Source organism: Flavonifractor sp. An92, from assembly GCF_002159175.1.
GTDB lineage: Bacteria > Bacillota > Clostridia > Oscillospirales > Oscillospiraceae > Pseudoflavonifractor_A.
This window is the reverse complement of record NZ_NFGZ01000003.1, coordinates 203251-217550: the sequence shown is the minus strand read 5'-3', so window position 1 is coordinate 217550 and position 14300 is coordinate 203251. Positions and strand designations below refer to the sequence as shown.

Genomic DNA, 14300 nt, shown 5'->3' with positions numbered 1-14300 from the left:
CTGGGGTGCTGCGGGGGACCATCGGGGTCTTTGGGCTTCTGGTGGTGCTGGGCCTCTGCCTGGGGCCCTTCCTGGAGCTAGGGGTCCACTATCTGGTCTATAAGCTGGCCGCAGCCCTGGCCGCTACGGTGTCGGGCGGGAGCGCCAGTACCCTCATCGACGGCATCGGCGGGGCCTTTGGGCTGGTGCTGGGCATGACGGGCAGCGGCGCGCTGCTGCTGCTGGTGAGCCTGGTGTCGGCCATCTCCATGACGGCAGGGGGGTGAGGTAAGTGCTGGAGGGGATGCAGAGCTGGGTCTACCGGGTGGTGTGCGCGGCCATGCTGACGGCGGCGGCGGGGAGCCTGACGCCCCCCGGCACGGTGCGGCGGCTGGGCCAGCTCACCGGCTCGCTGGTGCTGCTGCTGGCACTCTTGTCGCCGCTGGTGTCGGTGGACGGGGAGGCCCTGGCCCGGGCCATGAGCGAGTACCACTTCCCGGAGACCCGGACCGAGGAGCTGGGGGAGGCCAATGAGGCCCTCTTCCAGAGCCTCATAGAAGAGGAATCGGGGACATATATTTCGGAACAGGCGGCCGAGCTGGGGGCGGCGTGTACCGTCACGGTGGAGACCCGCGTGCAGGACGACGGCTATCCGGTGCCCTGGGCGGTGACCATCACCGGGGACCTGGACGAGGCCACCCGGCAGCGGCTCACCCGGCGCATCGAGGCGGAGCTGGCCATCCCGGCCGAGCGGCAGACCTATCGGACGGAGGAGGGGACATGAAAACAAACGAAGCTGTGGAGCGGCTCCTGGGCCGGCTACGGCAGGGGATCGGGCGCTATCGGTATGTGCTGCTGGTGGCGCTGGCGGGGGCGGTGCTTCTGCTGCTGCCCACCGGGAAGAGCGGCGAGACAGCAAAGACCGCCCCGGCCTCCGCGGAGGAGTGGGACGCCGGGGAGCTGGAGGAGCGGCTGGAGGATGCCCTTTCCCGCATTGACGGGGCGGGCACGGTGGAGGTGGTCCTCACCGTCAGCCACGCGCCGCGCCAGATTCTGGCGGAGGACCGCACGTCGGAGACCGACGGGGAGGACGTGCGGGAGGAGGAGACCACCGTGGTGCTTTCCCGGGGTTCCGGGGTCCAGGAGACCGTGACGGTGGGGCAGGTTTCGGCTCAATTTCGCGGGGCGTTGGTGGTATGCTCGGGGGGCGACGATCCCCAGGTGCGGCTGGCCGTGGCCGAGGCGGTCTCGGCGGTCACCGGGCTGGGCACCGACCGGATCGCGATTTGTAAAGGAAAGTGAGGAGACAAGGTATGAAACTGTGGAAACGTAACGCGGTGGTGGCAGTGATCGTCCTGTTCGTCTGTGTGGCGGTGTATCTGAACTGGTCCTACAACCAGGAGACGGCGGACGCGGGGAAGGTCCTGGGTCAGGCGACCCTGGTGGGAGCGGAGAGCACCGACCCGCTGCTGGCGGGGGTGTCGGCCAGCCCGGCCCCCTCCGGCAGCACCGAGAGCCCCGCACCCTCCGGGACGGACGTCCAGACTTCCGGTGGGGAGAGCGGCAGCGGGACGGGCTATTTTGCCTCCGCCCGACTCAACCGCCAGGAGGCCCGGGACAGCGCCCTGCGCATCCTGCAGGAGTCGGCGGCCGATGAGACCATGCAGGCCGAGATGACCCAGGCCATCGAGACCATGGCGGACGCCACCGTCTCCGAGGCCCAGATCGAGAACATGGTCACCGCCAAGGGGTACGCCGACTGCGTGGCCTTCCTGGGGGAGAGCAGCGCCAGCATCGTGGTGGCCGCCACCGAGGAGGGACTCACCGACGCCGACATCGCCCGCATCACCGAGATCGTCACCGGGGAGACCGGCCTCTCCGCCAGTCAGATCCGCATCATCGAGGCCGAGCCCTAAATTCACGCGGTGCAGAAAAAATCTGTTGGTATTTCCCCGCCGGTGTGGTACAATAAAAAGCAGCGAATGGATTTCGCCTAAGAGAACAAAGGAGCGTGAAGCGCAATGCCCGATGCTAGAGAGTACGTTTCCCGTCCCGACGAGCTGGGAAATATCCATATATCGGAGGACGTCCTGGCCGTCATCGCCGCCGCCGCCGCGCTGGAGGTGGAGGGCGTGGGCAGCCTGGCCCCCAATCTGGGCTCTGACCTGGCGGAGCTGCTGGGGAAGAAGAATCTTTCCAAGGGCGTCCATATCAACGTGGTGGAGCAGAGCGTCCATGTGGAGGTCTCCATCCTCATCAAGTACGGCTTCACCATCCCTGAGGTGGCCGGCGCCGTGCAGGAGGCGGTCTACAACGCCATCAGCAACACCAGCGGCCTGGATGTGGAGTGCGTCAACGTCAATGTGGCCGGCGTGACCTTCGACCGGGAGGCCAAGACCAACTGATTTTCTGCGGCCCGAAACGGAGGGCGGAGCGGAGGCTCCGCCCTCCTTTTTTATTTTCCCCGAAGTTTCAAAACTGGGGGTTTCTTTTTTGTATACTCCTGTGTATAATATGGATATTAGAGCAGTACAGAGACCGGGCTCAAGCCCGGATTTGGGAGGAATACCAATGACACGAACCAGTGCCCGGGAGATCGCCGTACATTTCACCTTTGAGCTGGGCTTTTCCGATGAGAGCGCCGACACGTTGCTGGACGCCATGCTGACCCCCGCGGTCTTTCGCCAGATCGGGGAGGAGGAGCCGCTGTACGCCGAATTCCCCGACGAGAAGCAGACCGCCTATATCCGCGCCCTGGTGAAGGGGGTCTATGACCACTGTCCCGAGCTGGACGAGTACATCTCCAAGTATGCCATCGGCTGGAAGTTTTCCCGCATTCCCCGGGTGGCCATTTCCATCCTGCGGGTGGCCATGTATGAGATCCTGTACATGCAGGACATCCCCAACGCCGCCGCCATCAACGAGGCGGTGCAGCTGGCCAAGCACTACGAGGACCCCAAGACGGTGGCCTTCCTCAACGGCATCCTGGGCACCTTCGTCCGGGAGGAGCACATCCCCGACCGCGCCGCGGGAACGGACGGCCAGGCATGAGCAGGACTTGCCTGGGGCTGGACACCAGCAACTACACCACCTCCGCCGCAGTCTTTGACGGCACCGCGGGAGTGAACCGCTCCCGCCTTCTGGACGTGCCCGCCGGGACCCTGGGCCTGCGGCAGAGCGACGCCCTGTTCCAGCACGTCAAGCGCCTGCCCGGCCTCATCTCCGCCTTAAGGGAGGAGGGGGTGCTGCAAGGCATCACCGCCGTGGCGGCCTCCACCCGGCCCCGGGCGGTGGAGGGCTCCTACATGCCCTGCTTCCTGGCAGGCGAGGGCCAGGGGCGGGCCATTGCGGACGTGCTGGGCGTGCCCTTCTACGCCGTGTCCCACCAGCAGGGCCACATCGCCGCGGCGGCCTGGTCCGCCGGGGACCTGGGCCTGCTGGACAAGCCCCTGCTGGCCTGGCATCTGTCCGGCGGCACCACTGAGCTTTTGAAGGTGGAGCCGGAGGGAAAAAACGTCCGCTGCGAGAAGGTGGGCGGCACCAGCGACATCTCCGCCGGGCAGCTCATCGACCGCACCGGTGTGCTGCTGGGGCTCCAGTTCCCGGCGGGGAAGGCCCTGGACGCCCTGGCGGCGGAGCAGCCCAAGGGGGAGCGCTTCCCCGTGAAACTGAAAGACCTGACCTTCTCGCTCTCCGGCGTGGAGAACCAGGTGAAGGCACGCGCCGAGAAGGGTGAGGCTCCGGCGGACATCGCCGCCTTCGTCCTCAACACCATCTCTGACGTGGTGCGCCGCACCACTCTGGCCGCCCTCAAAGAGTGGCCCGGCCTTCCGGTGCTGTGCTCCGGCGGCGTGGCCTCCAACTCCCGCCTGCGGCAGGTGATGGAGACTTCTTGCGGAGCCCGCTTCGCCCAGCCCTGCTACTCCACCGACAACGCCATGGGCGTGGCCATCCTGGCCAGCCGCTTTGCGGAGGAGGGGGCGGAATGAGCGGGAACACCGTCTACACCGTCAGCCAGGTCAACCGCTATGTAAAGAGCCTGCTGGACGGGGACCAGCGCCTCTCCGGGCTCTTCGTCCGGGGGGAGATCTCCAACTATAAGCGCTACCCTTCCGGCCACCACTATTTTTCCCTGAAAGACAGCGAGGGCGCCATCCGCTGCGTCCTCTTCCGCCGGGAGGCGGAATTTCTCCGCTTCCAGCCGGAAAATGGCATGACCGTGATTGCTTTCGGGCGGCTCACCGTCTTTCCCCGGGACGGGCAGTATCAGCTCTATTGCAGCCGCCTCACCCCCGATGGGGTGGGAGACCTGCATGTGGCCTTTGAACAGCTCAAGGCCAAGCTGTATGGGGAAGGCCTCTTCGACCCGGCCCATAAGAAGCCCATTCCGCGCTATCCCCAGAAAATTGCCCTCATCACCTCCCCGGCCGGGGCGGCGGTGCGGGATATGCTGCGCATTCTGAAAGCCCGCTGGCCTCTGGCGGAAGTTGTCATTCTGCCGGTGCGGGTCCAGGGGGCAGAGGCCCCCGGCGAGATCTCCGCCGCCCTGCGCTGGGCGGGGGAGCACGCCGTGGCCGACCTCATCATCACCGGCCGGGGCGGCGGGTCCATGGAGGACCTGTGGTGCTTCAACGACGAGCAGGTGGCCCGGGCCATCTATGCCTGTCCCATCCCGGTGATCTCGGCGGTGGGGCACGAGCCCGATGTGACCATCTCGGACTTTGTGGCCGACCTGCGGGCGGCCACCCCCTCCAATGCCGCCGAGTTGGCGGTACCCGACCAGGCCGAGCTGCGCGCCGCTCTGACCGGGCTGGAGGAGCGCCTCACCGGCGCCATGTCCCGCCGTCTGGAGCGGGAGCGCACCCGGGTGGAGCGCCTGGCCGAGCGCCGGGTGCTCAGCGACCCCATGGCCCCCATCCAGGACCGGCGGGTGCTGCTGGACTACCAGCGGGAGCGCCTGGCAAATGGCCTGAAGGGGACCCTCTCCGCTCAGCGGGAGCGTCTGGGGCGGCTCTCCGCCGCGCTGGACGCCATGAGCCCGCTGAAGGTGCTGGGCCGGGGCTACGCCATCGCCTACGACGGGGCGGGTACCGTGGTCCGCTCGGTGGAGCAGGCCGTCCCCGGTGAGAAACTGGACCTGCGTCTGCGGGACGGGACCCTCCGCTGCACCGTGGAGGGCGTAAACCAGACAGAAGGAGCAAACCATGAAGAAACGGAGCTTTGAGGAGTCTGCCCAGCGCCTGGAGGAGATCGTTCGCCTTCTGGAGCGGGGAGACGCGCCTTTGGAGGAGGCCATGGCCCTCTTTGAGGAGGGGACCGGTCTCATGAAAACCTGTACCACCCTGCTGGACCGGGCGGAGCAGAAGGTCCGCAAGCTGACCGCCGCCCCTGACGGCACGCCGGTGGAGCAGGCATTTGACGGGGAGGGAGCCGAATGAATTATCACGAGCAGCTGCGCCAGGACACCCAGCAGGCGGAGGCCTGGCTGCGGGAGTGCTTCTCGGACCGGGACCCCCATGCGGATCTGTACGACGCTATGCGGTACAGCCTTCTGGCGGGCGGCAAGCGGCTGCGGCCGGTGCTGCTGCTGGAGACCTGCCGCATGTGCGGCGGAGATGTGGAGGGGGCGCTGCCCTTTGCCTGCGCGGTGGAGATGCTGCACACCTACTCCCTCATCCACGACGACCTGCCGGCCATGGACAACGACGACCTGCGCCGGGGCCGCCCCACCAACCACAAGGTCTACGGGGAGGCCACGGCCATCCTGGCCGGCGACGCCCTGCTGACCGCCGCCTTTGAGACCATGCTGGAGCACGGCGGGCCCTTCCCGCCGGAGCGGGTGGTGGCCGCGGCCGCCTGCCTGGGCAAGGCCGCCGGCGCCCGCGGCATGGTGGGCGGTCAGGCGCTGGATATGGCGGGAGAGGGCCACGCCCTGTCCCTGTCCGACGTGGAGGAGCTGCAGCGCCTCAAGACCGGCGCCCTCATCGCCGCGGCGGTGGAGATGGGCTGCATCCTGGCCGGCGGCGGCGAGGAGGAGCGGGCGGCAGTGCGCCGCTACGCCCAGAAGCTGGGCCTGGCCTTCCAGATCCGGGATGACATGCTGGACGTGGAGGGAGACGAGCAGACCCTGGGCAAGCCCATCGGCTCCGACGCGGAGAACGAAAAGACCACCTTTGTCACCCTGAAGGGCCTGGAGCGCTGTCAGGGGCTGGTGGAGGAGCTGACGGCGGAGGCCCAGCAGGCGCTGGCCCCCTTCGGCGAGGCCTCCGGGTTCCTCTGCTGGCTGGCAGGGGAGCTGGTGGCCCGCAAGAACTAGCGAGGCGGCCATGAAAAACGTCAGCGAGGTTCTGACAGGGAACCTGATCCTCAACCTGTCCATTCTGGCCTGGGCCTGTGCCCAGGTGCTGAAGGTGCTCTTGGTCCTCATCACCAAGCACCGCTGGGACTGGCGGCACATCCTCTCCAGCGGCGGCATGCCCAGTTCCCACTCGGCATTCGTCTGCGCCTGCGCCACGTCGGTGGGGATCATGCAGGGCTTCGGCTCGGTGAGCTTCGCCATTGCGGCGGTGGTGGCCATCGTGGTCATGTACGACGCGTCCAACGTCCGCCGCGCGGCGGGCGAGATGGCCAAGATCCTCAACTACATGATGGAGCACTGGCAGGAGATGCGCCCGGCCTTTTTCAGCAAGGAGCTCAAGGAGCTGCTGGGCCACACTCCCTTCCAGGTGCTCATGGGCGGCCTGCTGGGCGTGGCGGTCGGGACCGCCGGTATGTTCATCTGGGGCTGAGCCCGGAACCATTTTGGAGGCGGTAGTATCATTACGGAGGAATGCTTTGACCTGAGTTCCATCACCGACCAGGAGGCCGAGGCGCTGTGCGCCCGGCTGCGGGCCGAGCTCATCCAGTCGGTCTCCCGTACCGGGGGGCATCTGGCCTCCAATCTGGGCGCGGTGGAGATCACGGTGGCCATCCACCGGGTCTTTGACACCAGCCGGGACCGGCTGGTGTTCGACGTGGGACATCAGTGCTATATCCATAAAATGCTCACCGGCCGGGGCGGGCGCATGGATACCCTGCGCACCTTCGGCGGACTGGCGGGCTTCCCCAAGCCGGCGGAGAGCGTCCACGACGCCTTTATCGCCGGCCACGCCTCCGACTCGGTGTCGGTGGCGGTGGGCATGGCCCGCGCCCGTACCCGGCTGGGAGAGGACTACCACGTTCTGGCTCTCATCGGGGACGGCGCCCTCACGGGCGGCCTGGCCTATGAGGGCCTTTCCGACGCGGGGGGCAGCGGTGAGCCCCTCATCGTCATTCTCAACGACAACGGCATGTCCATCACCAAAAATGTGGGCGGCGTGGCGGAGCTTCTGGCCCGCCAGCGCTTAAAGCCCCAGTATCTTCACTTCAAGCAGGGCTACCGGAAGGCCATGAAGGTCCTGCCCGGGGGACGGCATATCTACCGGGTCACTCACAAGCTGAAAAGCGGCATCAAGGGGACCCTGCTGCCGTGCAGCTTCTTTGAGGACATGGGCTTCACCTACCTGGGACCGGTGGACGGCCACGACGTCAAGCGGCTCACCAAGCTCCTGCGCTACGCCCGGGACCTTTCGTGCCCGGTGCTGCTCCACATCCGCACCGTCAAGGGCAAGGGCTATGCCCCTGCCGAGCGGAACCCGGACAAGTTCCACGGCGTGAGCCGCTTTTGTGTGGAGACCGGCGCGCCGGTGCGCCCGTCGGGCACCGATTTCTCCAAGGTCTTTGGAGAGACCATGTGTGAGCTGGCGGGGGAGGACCCCAGAGTCTGCGCCATCACGGCGGCCATGGCCCCCGGTACCGGCCTGAGCGGCTTTTTTGAGACCTCCCCGGAGCGCTCCTTTGACGTGGGCATCGCCGAGGGCCACGCCGTCTCGCTGGCGGCGGGCATGGCCAAGCAGGGGATGACCCCGGTGTTTGCCGTCTACTCCACCTTCCTCCAGCGGGGCTACGACATGCTCCTCCACGACGTGGGCATTCAGGGGCTCCATGTGGTGCTGGGGGTGGACCGCGCGGGTCTGGTGGGGGCCGACGGCGAGACCCACCACGGGGCCTTCGACGTGGCCTTTCTGAACACGGTCCCCGGCATGACGGTATACAGCCCCGCCAGCTTTGCCGAGCTGCGCACCATGCTGCGCCACGCGGTGAGCGGGTGCACCGGCCCTGTGGCGGTGCGCTATCCCCGCGGCGGGGAAGGGGACTACAAGGACGACGCGGGTCTCACCGCGGCGGTGCTCCGACCCGGCCGGGACATCACGCTGGTGGGCTACGGACTGCTCATCAATCAGCTGCTGAAAGCCGCTCAGGTGCTGGAAGCCCGGGGCATTTCGGCGGAAGTGGTTAAGCTGGGACGCCTGACCCCCCTGGACTGGGGCGAGGTGGCCCGCTCGGTGCAAAAGACCGGCCATCTGTTGGTGGCCGAGGAGTGTGCCGCGTCCGGCTGTGTGGGAGAGCGCCTGGGGGCGCGGCTGCTCACCGCCGGGGTGGCGCTGAAGAGCCTGACCCTTTGCAATCTGGGGGAGCGGTATGTTCCCCACGGCTCGGCGGAAGAGCTGCTGGCCCTGTGCGGGCTGGATGCCGGGCATCTCATCAAACGAGTAGAGGAGGTCCTGCGCCATGGCGAAAAAGCGGCTGGATGTGCTGCTGACGGAGCAGGGATATTTTGAGAGCCGGCAGAAGGCTCAGGCCACCATTATGAGCGGGCTGGTGTTCGTCAACGGCCAGCGGGTGGACAAGGCGGGCTTCGCCGTGGCGGAGGACGCCGCCATCGAGGTCCGCGGCAAGGCCATCCCCTATGTGAGCCGGGGCGGGCTGAAGCTGGAGAAGGCCATGCAGGTCTTTCCCATCGACCTGACCGGCAAGGTGTGCGCCGACATCGGGGCCTCCACGGGAGGTTTTTCCGACTGCATGCTGCAAAACGGCGCGGCTAAGGTGTATGCCGTGGACACCGGCTACGGCAAGCTGGACTGGAAGATCCGCAGCGACCCCAAGGTGGTGGCCCTGGAGCGCACCAACGCCCGCTATCTCACCCACGAGCAGATCCCTGAGGAGCTGGATTTCGCCTCGGTGGACGTGTCCTTCATCTCCCTGCGTCTGATCCTGCCCGCCCTGCGGGGGGTACTCTCCGACCAGGGCGAGGTGGTCTGCCTGGTCAAGCCCCAGTTTGAGGCCGGCCGGGAGAAGGTAGGCAAAAAGGGCGTGGTGCGGGACCCCAAGGTCCACCTGGAGGTGCTGGAGCACTTCCTGGACCACGCTGACGAGGCGGATTTTACGGTAAAGGATATGACCTTTTCACCCATCAAAGGGCCGGAGGGGAACATCGAATATCTGGGGCACCTGGCGGTGGGCCGTGGTGCGCGCTGGCCGGGCGACCTGAAGGCGCTGGTCGAGGAATCCCACCGGACATTGGAGGAGAGTACCCGTGAAGATCGTACTTAGTCCCAATCCCTACCGCGATAAGGGGTTAAAGACGGCCCAGGCGGCCATGCGCATCCTGAACAACGCCCAGGTGGAGACCCGGATCTGTCTGCCCTTCCCGGTGGAGGGGACCAATATTGAGTTTCCCAAGCACGTCCAGCTCTCCTCCATGGAGCAGGAGCTGCCCGACACCGACGTTCTGGTGTGCTTCGGCGGGGACGGCACCATTCTCCACGCCGCCAAGGACGCCAACGCCTACGGCATCCCCATTCTGGGGGTGAATCTGGGCAGCGTGGGCTTCATGGCCGAGGTGGAGCAGAGCGAGCTGCCCCTGCTGTCCAAGCTGGCGGTGGGGAAGTACAGCGTGGAGTCCCGCATGATGCTGGACGTGGCAGTAAAGCGGGAGGGCCGGACCATCTACTCCGATCTGGCCCTCAACGACGCGGTCATCACCAAGGGGGCGGTAGCCCGGGTGGTGGAGATGGAGGTCCGCAGCGACCGGGTGCCCATCACCTCCTACTCGGGGGACGGCGTCATCATCAGCACCCCCACCGGCTCCACCGCCTACTCCATGTCGGCAGGCGGCCCCATCGTGGAGCCTACAGCCGAGAATATCATCCTCACACCCATCTGTCCCCACTCCATCATCAATGCCCGCTCCTTCGTGCTGGACCACAAGCGGACGCTGACGGTGCGGGTGAAGGACCTGTCCCGCAAGACCGCTTATCTCTCGGTGGACGGTGGCAAGGCATTTCGCTTGCGGGGGGGCGACCAGCTCCAGATCCGCCGTGCCGAGACCAAGACCCACCTCATCCGACTGACCAACCGCAGCTTTTACGAGATCGTCACTCAGAAATTAGGGAGGATGTAGTCCTATGAAGGCAAAGCGACAGCAGGAGATCCTGCGTATCATCGAAGAACAGGACGTGGAGACTCAGGAGCAGCTGCTTCAGGAACTGAAGGCCCGTGGCATGCAGTCCACCCAGGCCACCATTTCCCGGGACATCAAGGAGCTCCATCTCATCAAGGAGCTGACCGGCTTTGGCACCTACCGCTACGCCGTCAGCGAGCGCAAGGTGTCCATCAATCTGGCCAGCCGCCTGCGCACCATCTTCAAGGAGGGCGTCACCTCCTTTGACGTGGCCCAGAACATCGTGGTTCTCAAGACCATGCCGGGCCTGGCCTCGGCGGCGGGCGCTGCCATCGACGGCATGGAGATCGACGATCTGGTGGGGAGCCTGGCGGGCGACGACACCGCCATTCTCATCATGCGCACCAACGAGGCGGCGGTGGAGTTCTGCGACGAGATCCACAAGATGCTGAAATAATCGTAAAGTTAATTTCCTTTACAGCTAGAACGGAAGGGTATCCATGCTTTCACTGCTCCACATCGAACAAATCGCGGTCATCGAGTCGGCGGACATCCGCTTTGAGCCCGGCTTCAACGTCCTCACCGGCGAGACGGGAGCGGGCAAGAGCATCGTCATCGACGCCATCGGGGCCATTACCGGCGGACGGACCAGCCGGGACCTGATCCGCACCGGCGCCCGCCGGGCCCGGGTGGAGGCCCAGTTCCTCCACGTGGCGCCGCTGCCCTGGTTTGAAGAGAACGGCATCGCTCCCGACGAGGAGGGGACGGTGCTCATCCAGCGGGAGATCCTCTCCGATGGACGCAATACCTGCCGGGTGAATGGCCGTCTGGTGAACGTGAGCCAGCTGCGGGACCTGGGACGGCAGCTCATCAACATCCACGGCCAGCACGACGGCCAGCAGCTCCTGGACGAGAGCTATCATCTGGGCTATCTGGACAGCTTCGGCGAGCTGGACGGCCAGCGGGAGGACTACGCCCAGTCCTATGCCGCCCTCCAGAAGGTGCGGCGGCAGATGAACTCCCTGCGTCTGGACGACGCGGAGAAGGCCCGGCGCATCGACAGCCTCACCTTCCAGATCGGAGAACTGGAGCGGGCCCACCTGGAGGAAGGGGAGGAGGAGTCCCTCACCGAGCGGCGCACCCTGCTGCGCAACGCGGAAAGACTGATCCAGGCAGTGGAGGGCGCTCACTTCGCCCTCTCCGGCGACGACGAGCGGGAGGGCGCCGCCGCCCTCATCGCTACGGCGGAGCGCAATCTGGCCGGGGTGTCCGGCATGAGCGTGGACATCTCCACCGCCGCGGACAAGCTCTCCGAGCTCTCCGCCTTGGCGGAGGACGCGGCGGAGTTGGTGCGGGATCTGCGGGCCTCCTTTGACTTCGAGCCGGGAGAGCTGGACCAGATCGAGAGCCGGCTGGATGTGCTCTATCGACTGAAAAAGAAGTACGGCGACACGGTGGGGGAGATGCTGGCCTATCTGGAGCGCTGCCGGCGGGAGCTGGACGAGATCGCGTTTTCATCCGACGCTCTGGCCAAGCTGGAGAAGGAGGAGGCCAAGTGCCTTGCTGTGGCCCGGGAGAAAGCAGATGCCCTCACCGCCGCCCGGAAGAAGGCGGGCACCGAGCTGGAAGCGCGCATCCAGGAGGAGCTGCGGCAGCTGGACATGCCCCGGGTGCGCTTCCAAACCGACCTGCACCCCAAGGCGGGGGAGGGGCTGGACGAGACGGGCGCCGACGAGGTGCAGTTCCTCATGTCGGCCAACGTGGGCGAGGATCTGAAGCCCATCCAGCGCATCGCCTCCGGCGGTGAGCTCTCCCGCATCATGCTGGCGCTGAAAAATGTGCTGGCGGAGAACGAGGCCATCGCCACCCTTATCTTTGATGAGGTGGACACCGGCGTCAGCGGCCGGGCGGCCCAGAAGGTGGCCCTGAAAATGGCCGCTGTGGCGAAGAACAAGCAGGTCCTCTGCGTCACCCACCTTCCGCAGATCGCCGCTATGGCGGGGGTTCACTTCTCAGTGGAGAAAGGCGAGCGGAACGGGCGGACCTATACCCGGGTGGAACGGCTGGACCGGGAGGGGAGGATTCAGGCCCTGGCCCGGCTCACCGGCGGCGAGCACATCACCCCCGCCATCCTGGCGGGGGCGGAGGAACTCCTCCGAGGCGGAGCAGAGCGGCAGTAATTCTCCGGGGAGCCCGGAAGATTTGCGCTCGCCGCGCGGGCGTCCTACGCGGACAGCAGCGGGCGGCCTTCGGCCACCTGTTTTTGCCGGGGTACAACGCTTTCCGGATAGGCAGAAAGCCTGGAATTGGCCACGCCGGTGTAAGGAAATCCCTCCGCAGCCGGATGGAGACCGGGGTGCGCTTTGGGGGAGTCCAGAGGGGGGGTATCCCCCCTCTGGGCTTTCTTTCCCACCGCTTTCTTTGCAAAGAAAGCGGTGCTCCCGCCGAGTAGGCGGCCTGCGCGGCGAGCGCATTCCAAACGAATATCATCATAACGAAAAGAGGCGTTTCCAATGGCGACGCAACGGGAACAGCGCCGAGGGGTGCTGTTGTGTTTTCTGGCGGCGGTGCTGTACAGCATCGGCGGACTGTGTATCAAGGTGATCCCCTGGAGCGGTCTTTCCATCAACAGCGGGCGGAACATCGTGGCGCTGATGGTCATCGGCGGCTATCTGCTGGCCGTGAAGCACCGACCGAAGTTCAACCGCTGGGTGGCGCTGGGCTCGCTGTGCGTGTGCGGCACCAACATGCTCTTCACGGTGGCCAATAAGATGACCACTGCCGCCAACACCATCGTGCTCCAATTCACCGCGCCCATATTTGTGATCCTCTTGTCCGCCATTTTCTGGCGCAAAAAGCCGGGCCGCCTGGACCTGGGCGCCTGTGCGGTGGTGCTGCTGGGGGTGCTGTGCTTCTTCGTGGACAGCCTGGAGGCGGGAGACATGCTGGGCAATGTCCTGGCGCTCCTGTCGGGGCTGAGCTATGCGGGGGTGTTTCTCCTCCAGGACCTGCCCGACGCCGACCCCATCTCCTCGGTGTTCTGGGGCGACATCGTCAGTGTGGTGACCGGCCTTCCGTTCCTTCTGCAGGAGACGGAATTCACCCCCACGGCCCTTACCAGTCTGGTGATCCTGGGTGCGTTCCAGGTGGGCCTTGCCTACATCCTGCTGACCATCGGCCTGCGCACCACCCCGGCGGTGACGGCCTGCCTGGTGTCGGGCATCGAGCCGGTGCTCAACCCCATCCTGGTGGCGGTCTTTTACCACGAGACCATCGGCCCGCTGTCCCTGGTGGGAGCGGTGATCGTGGTGGGCTCGGTGGTGGGCTACAACGTGCTCAAGCTCCGGCTGGAGCCACAGACCGCCTCTTGACAAAGGAAACCCGGCACGCTATAATCAGGCCATACGACATTGCGTGGATGAGGAAGAGTAACAGGCAGGTACCGGCACAGAGAACCCCCGGCTGGTGGGAGGGGGAGCGGGAGCGCCTGGGAATACCCCTCGGAGCAGCCCCCTGAACCCAAAGCGCAGTAGGGGAGGCCGGGAGCGCCCGTTATCGCGCCGCCGTGTGTTGGCACGGCCTGAGGCCGCTTTTGTGAGAGAGCGGCGAACCAGAGGTGGTACCGCGTAAGAAACGCCCTCTGTCCTGCGGGACAGGGGGCTTTTTTGTCGAAAGGAGGCAGACGATGGAGCGGGAGAAGTGTATCCGCTGCGGCGGGACCATGGTCTCCATGGGGCAGCAGCTGCTGCGGAAAGGAAACCCCGGCTGGCATCTGCGGGGGGACCTGGAGCACGAGAGCGGGGAGAGTTCCTTGCCGGTGGAGGTGTGGTGCTGCACGAGCTGTCAGCATCTGGACTTCTACCTGGCCGAACGCACCGCACCGGGCCCCTGCTCCGGCATCGCCCAGGCCCGCTGTCCCTTCTGCGGCATGCTCCACGAAATGGACGACCCCAAATGTCCCCACTGTGGGAAACGGTTATTTTAAATGAAGGAGAATGAA

General features: G+C 65.9%; 17 protein-coding genes, 1 pseudogene and 1 other annotated feature. All 18 genes and pseudogenes read left to right on the top strand.

Annotated features, from left to right (window positions below; all coding sequences use genetic code 11):
* Nucleotides 1-266: pseudogene (locus tag B5G43_RS04160) on the top strand (stage III sporulation protein AE); the annotation flags it as partial.
* Nucleotides 267-271: 5 nt separating this feature from the next.
* On the top strand, nucleotides 272-763 hold the full coding sequence (locus B5G43_RS04155; protein WP_087259208.1) for a hypothetical protein: 492 nt from the start codon (nucleotides 272-274) through the stop codon (nucleotides 761-763).
* Entirely contained in the window at nucleotides 760-1281 is a 522-nt protein-coding gene (locus B5G43_RS04150) for a hypothetical protein (RefSeq protein WP_087259207.1), read from the top strand. Before B5G43_RS04155 ends, B5G43_RS04150 begins: the two co-directional genes overlap by 4 nt.
* 11 nt (nucleotides 1282-1292) lie before the next feature.
* Nucleotides 1293-1895 carry a SpoIIIAH-like family protein gene (locus B5G43_RS04145; protein ID WP_087259206.1) on the top strand — a complete coding sequence of 201 codons (603 nt, stop codon included), beginning with the start codon at nucleotides 1293-1295 and terminating at the stop codon, nucleotides 1893-1895.
* A 105-nt stretch (nucleotides 1896-2000) separates the two neighbouring features.
* Nucleotides 2001-2384, top strand: a complete 384-nt coding sequence (locus B5G43_RS04140) for an Asp23/Gls24 family envelope stress response protein (RefSeq protein ID WP_087259205.1) — start codon at nucleotides 2001-2003, stop codon at nucleotides 2382-2384.
* A gap of 166 nt (nucleotides 2385-2550) precedes the next feature.
* Nucleotides 2551-3030: a transcription antitermination factor NusB gene (nusB, locus tag B5G43_RS04135; RefSeq protein WP_087259204.1), complete on the top strand. Its 480-nt coding sequence runs from the start codon at nucleotides 2551-2553 to the stop codon at nucleotides 3028-3030.
* Nucleotides 3027-3968 carry a DNA-binding protein gene (locus B5G43_RS04130; RefSeq protein WP_087259203.1) on the top strand — a complete coding sequence of 314 codons (942 nt, stop codon included), beginning with the start codon at nucleotides 3027-3029 and terminating at the stop codon, nucleotides 3966-3968. The genes nusB and B5G43_RS04130 overlap by 4 nt, the downstream gene beginning before the upstream one ends.
* Nucleotides 3965-5203, top strand: a complete 1239-nt coding sequence (gene xseA, locus B5G43_RS04125) for an exodeoxyribonuclease VII large subunit (protein ID WP_087259202.1) — start codon at nucleotides 3965-3967, stop codon at nucleotides 5201-5203. The genes B5G43_RS04130 and xseA overlap by 4 nt, the downstream gene beginning before the upstream one ends.
* On the top strand, nucleotides 5184-5417 hold the full coding sequence (xseB, locus tag B5G43_RS04120) for an exodeoxyribonuclease VII small subunit (protein WP_087259201.1): 234 nt from the start codon (nucleotides 5184-5186) through the stop codon (nucleotides 5415-5417). The genes xseA and xseB overlap by 20 nt, the downstream gene beginning before the upstream one ends.
* A complete protein-coding gene (locus B5G43_RS04115) occupies nucleotides 5414-6295 on the top strand; it encodes a polyprenyl synthetase family protein (RefSeq protein ID WP_087259200.1) in 882 nt (293 codons plus the stop codon). The genes xseB and B5G43_RS04115 overlap by 4 nt, the downstream gene beginning before the upstream one ends.
* A 10-nt stretch (nucleotides 6296-6305) precedes the next feature.
* Nucleotides 6306-6767, top strand: coding sequence for a divergent PAP2 family protein (locus B5G43_RS04110; RefSeq protein ID WP_087259199.1), 462 nt, complete (start codon nucleotides 6306-6308; stop codon nucleotides 6765-6767).
* 27 nt (nucleotides 6768-6794) lie between these two features.
* Nucleotides 6795-8678 (top strand): 1-deoxy-D-xylulose-5-phosphate synthase, encoded by a 1884-nt coding sequence (gene dxs, locus B5G43_RS04105; RefSeq protein ID WP_343214385.1) that lies wholly within the window; start codon nucleotides 6795-6797, stop codon nucleotides 8676-8678.
* On the top strand, nucleotides 8629-9450 hold the full coding sequence (locus B5G43_RS04100; protein ID WP_087259197.1) for a TlyA family RNA methyltransferase: 822 nt from the start codon (nucleotides 8629-8631) through the stop codon (nucleotides 9448-9450). Before dxs ends, B5G43_RS04100 begins: the two co-directional genes overlap by 50 nt.
* Nucleotides 9434-10300, top strand: coding sequence for an NAD(+)/NADH kinase (locus B5G43_RS04095; protein WP_087259196.1), 867 nt, complete (start codon nucleotides 9434-9436; stop codon nucleotides 10298-10300). Before B5G43_RS04100 ends, B5G43_RS04095 begins: the two co-directional genes overlap by 17 nt.
* Nucleotides 10301-10304: 4 nt before the next feature.
* On the top strand, nucleotides 10305-10757 hold the full coding sequence (locus B5G43_RS04090; RefSeq protein WP_087259195.1) for an arginine repressor: 453 nt from the start codon (nucleotides 10305-10307) through the stop codon (nucleotides 10755-10757).
* A gap of 43 nt (nucleotides 10758-10800) precedes the next feature.
* Nucleotides 10801-12480, top strand: coding sequence for a DNA repair protein RecN (recN, locus tag B5G43_RS04085; protein ID WP_087259194.1), 1680 nt, complete (start codon nucleotides 10801-10803; stop codon nucleotides 12478-12480).
* A 333-nt stretch (nucleotides 12481-12813) separates the two neighbouring features.
* Nucleotides 12814-13671 carry an EamA family transporter gene (locus tag B5G43_RS04080; protein WP_087259193.1) on the top strand — a complete coding sequence of 286 codons (858 nt, stop codon included), beginning with the start codon at nucleotides 12814-12816 and terminating at the stop codon, nucleotides 13669-13671.
* Between the two features lie 35 nt (nucleotides 13672-13706).
* Nucleotides 13707-13944 (top strand) — a binding site (T-box leader).
* A gap of 41 nt (nucleotides 13945-13985) precedes the next feature.
* Nucleotides 13986-14285 carry a hypothetical protein gene (locus B5G43_RS04075; protein ID WP_087259192.1) on the top strand — a complete coding sequence of 100 codons (300 nt, stop codon included), beginning with the start codon at nucleotides 13986-13988 and terminating at the stop codon, nucleotides 14283-14285.
* Nucleotides 14286-14300 lie beyond the last annotated feature (15 nt).

Excerpts from the sequence above, each read along its gene's own strand:
- B5G43_RS04150 (WP_087259207.1), top strand. The coding sequence starts at position 760 with ATGAAAACAAACGAAGCTGTGGAGCGGCTCCTGGGCCGGCTACGGCAG.
- B5G43_RS04145 (WP_087259206.1), top strand. The coding sequence starts at position 1,293 with ATGAAACTGTGGAAACGTAACGCGGTGGTGGCAGTGATCGTCCTGTTC.
- B5G43_RS04140 (WP_087259205.1), top strand. The coding sequence starts at position 2,001 with ATGCCCGATGCTAGAGAGTACGTTTCCCGTCCCGACGAGCTGGGAAAT.
- nusB (WP_087259204.1), top strand. The coding sequence starts at position 2,551 with ATGACACGAACCAGTGCCCGGGAGATCGCCGTACATTTCACCTTTGAG.
- B5G43_RS04130 (WP_087259203.1), top strand. The coding sequence starts at position 3,027 with ATGAGCAGGACTTGCCTGGGGCTGGACACCAGCAACTACACCACCTCC.
- xseA (WP_087259202.1), top strand. The coding sequence starts at position 3,965 with ATGAGCGGGAACACCGTCTACACCGTCAGCCAGGTCAACCGCTATGTA.
- xseB (WP_087259201.1), top strand. The coding sequence starts at position 5,184 with ATGAAGAAACGGAGCTTTGAGGAGTCTGCCCAGCGCCTGGAGGAGATC.
- B5G43_RS04115 (WP_087259200.1), top strand. The coding sequence starts at position 5,414 with ATGAATTATCACGAGCAGCTGCGCCAGGACACCCAGCAGGCGGAGGCC.
- B5G43_RS04110 (WP_087259199.1), top strand. The coding sequence starts at position 6,306 with ATGAAAAACGTCAGCGAGGTTCTGACAGGGAACCTGATCCTCAACCTG.
- B5G43_RS04100 (WP_087259197.1), top strand. The coding sequence starts at position 8,629 with ATGGCGAAAAAGCGGCTGGATGTGCTGCTGACGGAGCAGGGATATTTT.
- B5G43_RS04090 (WP_087259195.1), top strand. The coding sequence starts at position 10,305 with ATGAAGGCAAAGCGACAGCAGGAGATCCTGCGTATCATCGAAGAACAG.
- recN (WP_087259194.1), top strand. The coding sequence starts at position 10,801 with ATGCTTTCACTGCTCCACATCGAACAAATCGCGGTCATCGAGTCGGCG.
- B5G43_RS04080 (WP_087259193.1), top strand. The coding sequence starts at position 12,814 with ATGGCGACGCAACGGGAACAGCGCCGAGGGGTGCTGTTGTGTTTTCTG.
- B5G43_RS04075 (WP_087259192.1), top strand. The coding sequence starts at position 13,986 with ATGGAGCGGGAGAAGTGTATCCGCTGCGGCGGGACCATGGTCTCCATG.